Source organism: Clostridioides mangenotii TR (assembly GCF_000498755.1).
In the GTDB taxonomy this organism is placed as follows: domain Bacteria; phylum Bacillota; class Clostridia; order Peptostreptococcales; family Peptostreptococcaceae; genus Metaclostridioides; species Metaclostridioides mangenotii_A.
This window is the reverse complement of record NZ_AXUS01000025.1, coordinates 37,862-45,627: the sequence shown is the minus strand read 5'-3', so window position 1 is coordinate 45,627 and position 7,766 is coordinate 37,862. Positions and strand designations below refer to the sequence as shown.

The window sequence follows — 7,766 nt, the reverse complement described above, 5'->3', positions numbered from 1 at the left end:
TCCTCCAGGAACAGGTAAAACGCTACTWSCTTCATAATTTTTTAATTGATTGCATATAGCAATCCCCGCAAATACGTCGCCACCATAACTATTAATGTGTAGATTTATCTGTTTACCATTAGCCTTATTGATTACATCAATAACTTGTTGTGGGCATGTGTATTCATCTTCGTCATACATCCACGATTTAGAGTTCATAATAGGGCCATATAAAAGAAAATCTACCTCCGTATCTGATTTTTCGTTAATCTCGCATCTTACATCAATTTTTTTATCCATTTTCATTGTTATCACCACCCTTCAAATAATTTGATATTTCTTGATAGTTTTTAGTTATCATGTACATATTAGCCCAATCCTCCAATATCTCTTCTTCTCTTAACATTTCTCTAACCCAGTTGGCATTAACAGCTCCTATTCTATATAAAGCCTCTGCACTTGAAGCAAGTTTAAGAGGATCATATCCTTTAATTGTATTCGTCTTAACTTTCATTTTAGATCCTTTTAATATATCGTCTTTACCATATAATTTCCTATTAGATTCTCTCTCAATTATGGATACAAACGGGTTTATACTAAAGGTGATAAAGTTATCTGTCATAGCCTCTACATCTGCCACATCACCTTTTAAAAGTCCTCTAGGTATATTAAGAGCATCAGCGCAAATATTTAGAATATCGTCAAATAACTTTCTTATATCCTCTGTTGTCTGTCCGTTTGTCTTTTTGCTAGATTGAGTTTGTGAAGTTGATCCGCCTTCTACTATCTCAAGTCCATCTTCTAGAGGTGTTACAGAATCATTTTCAGAGAAATATCCCCTCATCCTATTCTTAAAAATATCGTCTAAGGTTGTATCATATTCGGTTTCTCCTGTTTCTTCATCCACAATTCTTGTTTTCAACTGTTCAAACGTAGTTCCTATTTTTAAGAATATTTTTTTACTGTTGTTTCTGTTGTAGTTTTTTATGGAAGATGTAATTAGCTTCCCATAACTACTGTAAACACTCTCAATATAAGAGTTCACGCTAGAATTGTTAAGCTTAAATCTTAAAACTTCGCTTTCTTTAAATTTCTTAGAGAAAGTATAGTCGCCTACCATTACATCTGTGTAAATATTCCCTAAAATTGAAGATTCCTCTAGGGTATAACTGTCTGCAACTAAAAATTCCCCTTTGCTGTCTTGTATTACCAAACAACCCTGGGGATTCGTAACCATATAAAATACAACTTCATTCCAAAAATCTGATGCGTTCTGATTTTCATTTGGTTCTATGTTAAAGCTATACCAAATACTGTCTTTTACTTTTTCTTTTTTAACATAAGTCTCAAAGTTACACTGAGTTAAAGCATTTGCTATTTTATTCATACAAATAGCTAGAGCATATTCTTTATAGCTTGTTTCAGCTGTTATCATCAGTGTACTGTTTGTAGTTGCGATTTTGGGTCTTTGAAAAGATGTCCGTTTAAATAAATTATTTAAAAATCCCACTTATTCACCTTCTTTCTTAGTAAGTATAAGTCTTAAGTTTCTTATTATATGTAAATGTATTTACAGAAATTTGCTCTCTTAATGCCATAGCGTGTATAAATGCCATAAATCCATCTGTTTTACGCCTTTGTGGTTCTATTTTCTCGTATGTTTTATTTCCTTTACTATTTGTAACTACTTTTACATTATTTGTATACCACCTCATCATCATATCATCACCAAAAACGATATTATGATTAGCAAAACCCTGCTCAATTACAGGAGCTAATTTACCATGAGTAATAGGACCATTTCTTACTGTTTCAATTGGTAATCCTTTTTCCTCAAAATCTTTTCTTAGAATAGCAGCTCTATAATCATCACAGCCTATATTTATAAGTCTATAATTATTTTCTTGTATCTCTTTTAAAAACCATTCTGATATATATTCTTCGTTCATAGTGTTACCTGGTATGATTGTAACTAGACCTTTTTCTTTGGCCACATCTAAATCTATCTTATATTCAGCTAATCTCAAACTTTCAGCAACTATAAACGTATGGTGCTTGAAATAATATTTACTATCTTTTTTAAATAGAAGGCCAACTCCTATAAAATCTCTTACACTTGCGTAGTCTATACCTCCTACACATTCACATCCTGAAAAGTCTAGAAACTCTTGATCTGTTGCCTTAATTTCCTCCCAATTTGCAACTGCAGTTGTTACATCTTCTATTTGATAGTTAAGTCTCTTAAGTAAAAATTCCATTTTGAGTTGTGGATTCTTTAAGGCATCTTTGTATGATTCCTCGTATTCATCTTGTAAATCCGGTAAATACGGAAGCATTGGATTTGCCTTTATCCAACATTTAGGATCGCTCCATTCTTCATATTTATTTATAGAAGCCATAAAAGGAAACATACGAGAATTTATATCTTTTTCTCTTAAAACTTGTCTTCCTTCTTCTTTCATATCATCTAGCACAGATCCCCTTGTATTTCCATCTGTTGTTATGTAGAATATTCTAGCATGTTTAACTTTACCTAATGCCGATGTAAATACCTTTATATTTTCGTAGTCCTCATATGCATGTATTTCATCAAATACCACAGCACCAGGTCTAAGGCCATCTTTAGTTTTCGCATTTGAAGTATAATATTTAATCTCTGAATTAGTTTTTTTAAACTTTATTAACTCCTTGCTTCTGTAATATGCACCTTGTAGCTTTGAATGCTCTCCAATCGTCTCATATATATCATTAAAACTAGTTTGTGCTTGATCCTCACTTGTTGCAACCATGTCTACGTTATAGTTTCGTATTCCATTTTTATTTGAAGTTAGTCCAAAAGTTAAATCAGATATCCATGAATTTTTCCCAAAACCACGACCACAGTATATAAAGATCTTACGAAAAACAGTTCTACCATCTTTAAAGAAAATATATGGTATTGAATGTAAAAACTTTTGTACTGGTGTTAATTCATAGGGCCTATATCTTTCAATTAATTCGATAACTCCCTCAACTTTTTCTATATCTACATAAATATCCTGCTTTTCAAACTTTAATTTTAATAATTCATTTAATTGTTTTATTTCGTTACTCACTGGATATTTTTCGGAGTCAACAATATCAATCCATTCAGTAATATATGAACAATTTATTTTTTCATAAAGTTTCTTTTTAGATATCACATCCATCATCTGCCTTGACTTTATCAGTTGTTATATTTAACTTATCTAGCAGTATAAGCATCTGTTTGTTCATCTGCATTAATTGGTTTACTGCATCATTTTTCTTTACGCCCCGTTCGGTATCAAACATGACTCCATATTCTTCAACATTTTGTTCCAATGCGATAGTAGTATCCCACATTTTCATATACCTTTGAACTAAATCGGCAAAAGGCTCTTTGTATTGCCCTTTCTTTTCGAGCTGGTCTATTAAAGCCTTTTCTATTTTCTCTCTAGTTTTTAATATCTTATTTTCCTTATTAGCAGCCATAATTTCACCTCCCTCGCGCGCGCATGATAAAAATATTTATTTATATTTAAATGCCCCCTCCCCGTTGCTAAGTTCCCCAAATAAACTTCCATTTGATTTGACCCGGGGGAGTTAGTTGATTACCATCTCTCAACGTTCTCAAATTTGGGTTTGTTCATTTTTAACCTATCATGTCTCTTGTTATGACAGTCCTTGCATAAACATATTAAGTTATTAAGATCAAGGAAGAGATCAGGTCGAACTCGTTTATCTTTAATGTGATGTACTTCCTTAGCATGAGAGAACTTACCAACACTCTTACAGTCTTGACACTCATTGTTATCCCTCTTGAGTGCAGCCATACGAAGTATCTTCCATTCCTTTAACTGATAAGGTCTATAGTTCTTATTAATACTTAGGAAAGACTTAATCTTTATTAGTAAGTCAGGTGTCATTAAGTTCATTGGATCACCTACCTTTCATTAGAAATCTTTATGATTTGTTATAATTAATTCCTGAATCATATTAGATATATGTACATTTATTTCGTCTGATTGTTCTTTAGTCAGTTGTTTACCTTTATAAAACATAGTTACTGCTTCAGCTACATAATTGCAAAAGTAATAATAAGAAAATGTATTTTCAGTAAAGTTCTTAAAACATCCTTGTATAATGTTGATGCTATCTCTTTATATGTTTTATTCCTAAAAATCTTAACTAAATTAGGTTTATTCTTTTTCATCTATAAACACCTCAACAACATTTAATATTTTTATTATAAATACCTTTATAATCTTAATTTGCATATGCCCAAGTTTATATGCTAGATTAGTCATTATACTTATTGCCTTTATCATTTATACTCTACACCTTTGGACTCTTTGGTATCTTCCTCATGTTCTTGCTTATCTCTCTTAGTTCCTTATTAGGTAAATCTATAGTCATGCCAATAAGCCCAGCATCAACCCAAACTTTCTTTTTATTCATTCTTGCTCCTTATATAGTTATAATAATTTGTATATTTTAATTTATGGATGTTAATATTTCCCAGTGTTATGATAAAATCTAATTGAAAGGAGGTGATCATAATGAACTTCGAAGAAAAATTAAAACAAATGTCTAATGATGGACTTCAAAAAGAAATGCAAATACAAATAATGAACGCAGAAAAAGCAGCGCTAACAAAATCTAAAGAAACTCTAACCATAAAAACGAAAAGTATTATTGAGTCAGTATTTGATATAATAAAAGAATATTATCCAAAAACTTCATACAAAGCTACTCACGAAATTGTAAACGGTAAAATTGAACCTCTTATGGGCGTTTTTAGCTGTTGTTTCTTAGAATTTAAAGAAGATAAAATATACGGTATTTACCAACCAACTGTAATTGGATTTAAGCTTAAAGTCGAAGATACTTGCGATATTAAAATAGTGCACGCAATTTCAAAAAATCCACCTATGAGCAAAGATTTTAAAGCTGATTTATTAGGAGAACTTGACTCTAAGCTAATGAACGACAAAGCGTATTACTCAAAAGAGTTTAATGAAGAAGCAATTAGAGAGTCAACTCAGGAAGTTTTAATTAAGTCAATAGGTTTAATTAAAGCAAATTCTTAAAGAAATCATCATTTTTAATTATGTAATCAAGTTCTTTAATACATTTTTTATAACAATTAGATATATGATTTTTAAATTCAATAGGATCCTTACCTATTATATTTTTATCTAATGTTAAAGATAATTTTGCACCATTAATATTATCTGAATTTGTTATTAATAAATTATGTTTATGCTGAACTATAGTATCTTGCTGTAGTTCAGTTTTTTCATTTATTTCCATTCTATCACCTCGCTAATTATTAAAAAATAAGACCTAGAAACTAATCTAAGTCTAAGGAGTTGCATCCATTGGCTAAAATGAATACAAAATATAATTGTTGGGCGAAGTGTATGAGTTGCACATAGATTAATACTACACTTCACACGTTAGGGCGAGTTTACCAGTCTCACCCACTATCTATAATAAAATCATAAGGAGGTGCAAATTGCAGGAATCGAACCCACAGAACCACTACTTGCTTATTACTAGATAGACAAGTCCCTTTAACTTAATCTAGCCAGTAAATATTTAATTGTAAGGATAATATTTCCACAATACAATTGTCTTATTTGTTTGTATAATAAATTATTATATAAATTTGTAACTTTTAATTAAATTTTAGGTATAATAAAAATAAATATTTTAATAAGAAGGTAGTTGTGATTAGCATGAAATTAACCGTTCTGTCATTTGTCGTATTAATATTCCTTAATATAATTGTTTTTTTATATATTTATAAATTATTAAGGAAATAGTCTTTCCTTAAAGTAATATATACATTATAAGTTGCAACAAAAAGACCTAGAAACTAATCTAAGTCTTTTTTTATTATATTATAATAAGGAGTAAAACGGCAGCAAGTTGTAGGAGTCGAGCTTTTTTTTTTATTACTTGCATATTGAGTGAGGTACATCCATTAACTATTGGTTCTATCAAAATATAAAAATTCCTTCTTTTTAAGTAAATTTACCATAATTACTTACAATAATTTTAGATAACTTGCTATCGTGAAATAATTCGGAGCCTATTAAGGCTCTCCCTTAACTTCTAATATACTGGTTAGACAAGTCCCTTTAACTTAAGCTAACCAGTAACTATTTAATTGTTATGGACAATCTTTCCATAATACAATTATTTCATGTTTTTTTATATGAAACAGGCAATAAAAATGCAATTATTTTTATAAATCTAATATGTACTATTTTTCTATTTGTTTTAAATGTGTAACAGTATTTTCATAATTATAACCATTAATTACTCTTATAACTTCTTCTTTCTCAATGCTAAATTTATCATTGTCTCCAGAAGTAATTGTAGCTACATTATCTTTGTACTCAGACTTATTAAGATTTATATCTATCCCAATATCATTTATATTACCGTATAAATAAAACACAGGTTTATTATCTTTTATAAATACTATTTGTGTCATCTCTGTGCCTTCAGTTTCAGTTATATTTCTCCATTCGTAACCAACTTTTTTATAAATTACTTCTCTTGGTGTTTCTGGAGCAAATACAAATGCCTTATCCCATTTAAATGGTGTTATTTCTGACAATCTGGCCTCTTTAACTTTATCATCAATTTCATATAACGCCATCGACAACAATCCAAAGGTTTCATCTTCTTTTTGTAAATAACTTAAATCAAATTTTGTTAAATCACTAGTTTTTTTTACTACATTCCATTCATTATTTTTCTTTTCTAGTTGAAAGTTTATTTTAGATATACATTCTCCATGCTTACCTGGTTGTGTAACTATTACATTTTCCCCAGACTTATTTTTATAATTATGTTGAGTGATTTGTTTATGTGTATGGCCTGCAACTATAGCATCTATTCCTTCTACCTCACGTGCTAAATCTTGTATTCTATTACCTGGATTTCTTGGTTTCTTAGGTTTTTCACCTGAATGAACAACTGCTACTATAATATCAGCCTTATCTTCTTTCATTCTACCAACCCATTTGTTTGCATCTTTTACTAAATCATTCATATATAATTTGCCCTCATATTCTGGCTGATCTTTTAATTCTCTAGACTTATTTTTTACTAATTTCCCATCTCGTGTTCCATCATCTACTCTAGATTGTCTTTCACCAACTTCTTTTACTGTAAGCCCTAAAATCCCTAATTTTACAATACCATTTGATGTTTGAATTTCTTTTATAATATATGGATCTGTATAACTAGCACCGCCTTTTTCATATGTATTTGCTGATAAGACTTTTAGACCCTGTTTTTCAAAGTCTGATATAATATTATCTAAGTAAAACTTATTATTTGACACAAACTCATGATTTCCAAGTACTACTGCATCATACCCAACATTTTTCATCTCTTTTGCAATAGGAACTTCTATGTATGTATCAGGGCTTTCACTCCTTTTATAAAAGTATTTCTCCATATCGCCACTATTACTGTCAGAATCAAAAAAGTCACCAGCATCAACCAATGTTAAATTTTTATCTTTTTTAAACTCATTCTTTACATATGAAGATAGCTCATAGGGTATCTCTCCATGTAAATCAGTAGTGGCTAATAAGTTTATTTCTTCTTTGTCAGTACTACAACCTGATATTAAGAAAACAGATAATACTACTAAACATATCATTAATATTTTTTTCATTACTTAAAACCTCCTGATTATTACCTTGTAAAATTTGACATATTTAAAAGTATATCTAATTTGTATTATTATGTCGAATAAATAT

10 protein-coding genes are annotated in these 7,766 nt (G+C 29.8%); 1 reads left to right on the top strand and 9 read right to left on the bottom strand.

The genetic code is table 11. From position 1 onward, the window contains the following. The 7 genes from T473_RS0112615 to T473_RS19455 form a co-directional block, all read right to left on the bottom strand. Positions 1 to 285: ATP-dependent Clp protease proteolytic subunit (locus T473_RS0112615; protein ID WP_024622222.1), on the bottom strand; the 285-nt coding region annotated here is incomplete at its 3' end. Beyond that, complete coding sequence (locus tag T473_RS0112610) at positions 272 to 1,489, bottom strand: phage portal protein (protein ID WP_024622221.1); 1,218 nt, start codon at positions 1,487 to 1,489, stop codon at positions 272 to 274. The genes T473_RS0112610 and T473_RS0112615, both read right to left, overlap by 14 nt. Positions 1,490 to 1,505: 16 nt before the next feature. Beyond that, positions 1,506 to 3,161 (bottom strand): terminase TerL endonuclease subunit, encoded by a 1,656-nt coding sequence (locus tag T473_RS0112605; protein WP_200865897.1) that lies wholly within the window; start codon positions 3,159 to 3,161, stop codon positions 1,506 to 1,508. Continuing rightward, positions 3,151 to 3,471 carry a P27 family phage terminase small subunit gene (locus T473_RS0112600; RefSeq protein ID WP_024622219.1) on the bottom strand — a complete coding sequence of 107 codons (321 nt, stop codon included), beginning with the start codon at positions 3,469 to 3,471 and terminating at the stop codon, positions 3,151 to 3,153. The genes T473_RS0112605 and T473_RS0112600 overlap by 11 nt, the downstream gene beginning before the upstream one ends. A 119-nt stretch (positions 3,472 to 3,590) precedes the next feature. Further along, positions 3,591 to 3,914, bottom strand: a complete 324-nt coding sequence (locus tag T473_RS0112595) for an HNH endonuclease (protein ID WP_038300619.1) — start codon at positions 3,912 to 3,914, stop codon at positions 3,591 to 3,593. A 264-nt stretch (positions 3,915 to 4,178) separates the two neighbouring features. Then, positions 4,179 to 4,307, bottom strand: a complete 129-nt coding sequence (locus tag T473_RS19460) for a hypothetical protein (protein ID WP_278246368.1) — start codon at positions 4,305 to 4,307, stop codon at positions 4,179 to 4,181. A 7-nt stretch (positions 4,308 to 4,314) separates the two neighbouring features. Next, positions 4,315 to 4,437 (bottom strand): hypothetical protein, encoded by a 123-nt coding sequence (locus T473_RS19455; protein ID WP_278246367.1) that lies wholly within the window; start codon positions 4,435 to 4,437, stop codon positions 4,315 to 4,317. Between the two features lie 101 nt (positions 4,438 to 4,538). On the opposite strand from T473_RS19455, the gene T473_RS0112575 reads away from it, so the two are divergent. Next, a complete protein-coding gene (locus T473_RS0112575) occupies positions 4,539 to 5,069 on the top strand; it encodes a hypothetical protein (protein ID WP_024622217.1) in 531 nt (176 codons plus the stop codon). Here T473_RS0112575 and T473_RS0112570 read toward each other — a convergent pair. Both T473_RS0112570 and T473_RS0112565 read right to left on the bottom strand, forming a co-directional pair. Next, positions 5,053 to 5,292, bottom strand: a complete 240-nt coding sequence (locus T473_RS0112570; RefSeq protein WP_024622216.1) for a hypothetical protein — start codon at positions 5,290 to 5,292, stop codon at positions 5,053 to 5,055. The two genes, T473_RS0112575 and T473_RS0112570, sit on opposite strands and share 17 nt — an antisense overlap. A gap of 958 nt (positions 5,293 to 6,250) precedes the next feature. Continuing rightward, positions 6,251 to 7,681 (bottom strand): metallophosphoesterase, encoded by a 1,431-nt coding sequence (locus T473_RS0112565; protein ID WP_024622215.1) that lies wholly within the window; start codon positions 7,679 to 7,681, stop codon positions 6,251 to 6,253. Positions 7,682 to 7,766 lie beyond the last annotated feature (85 nt).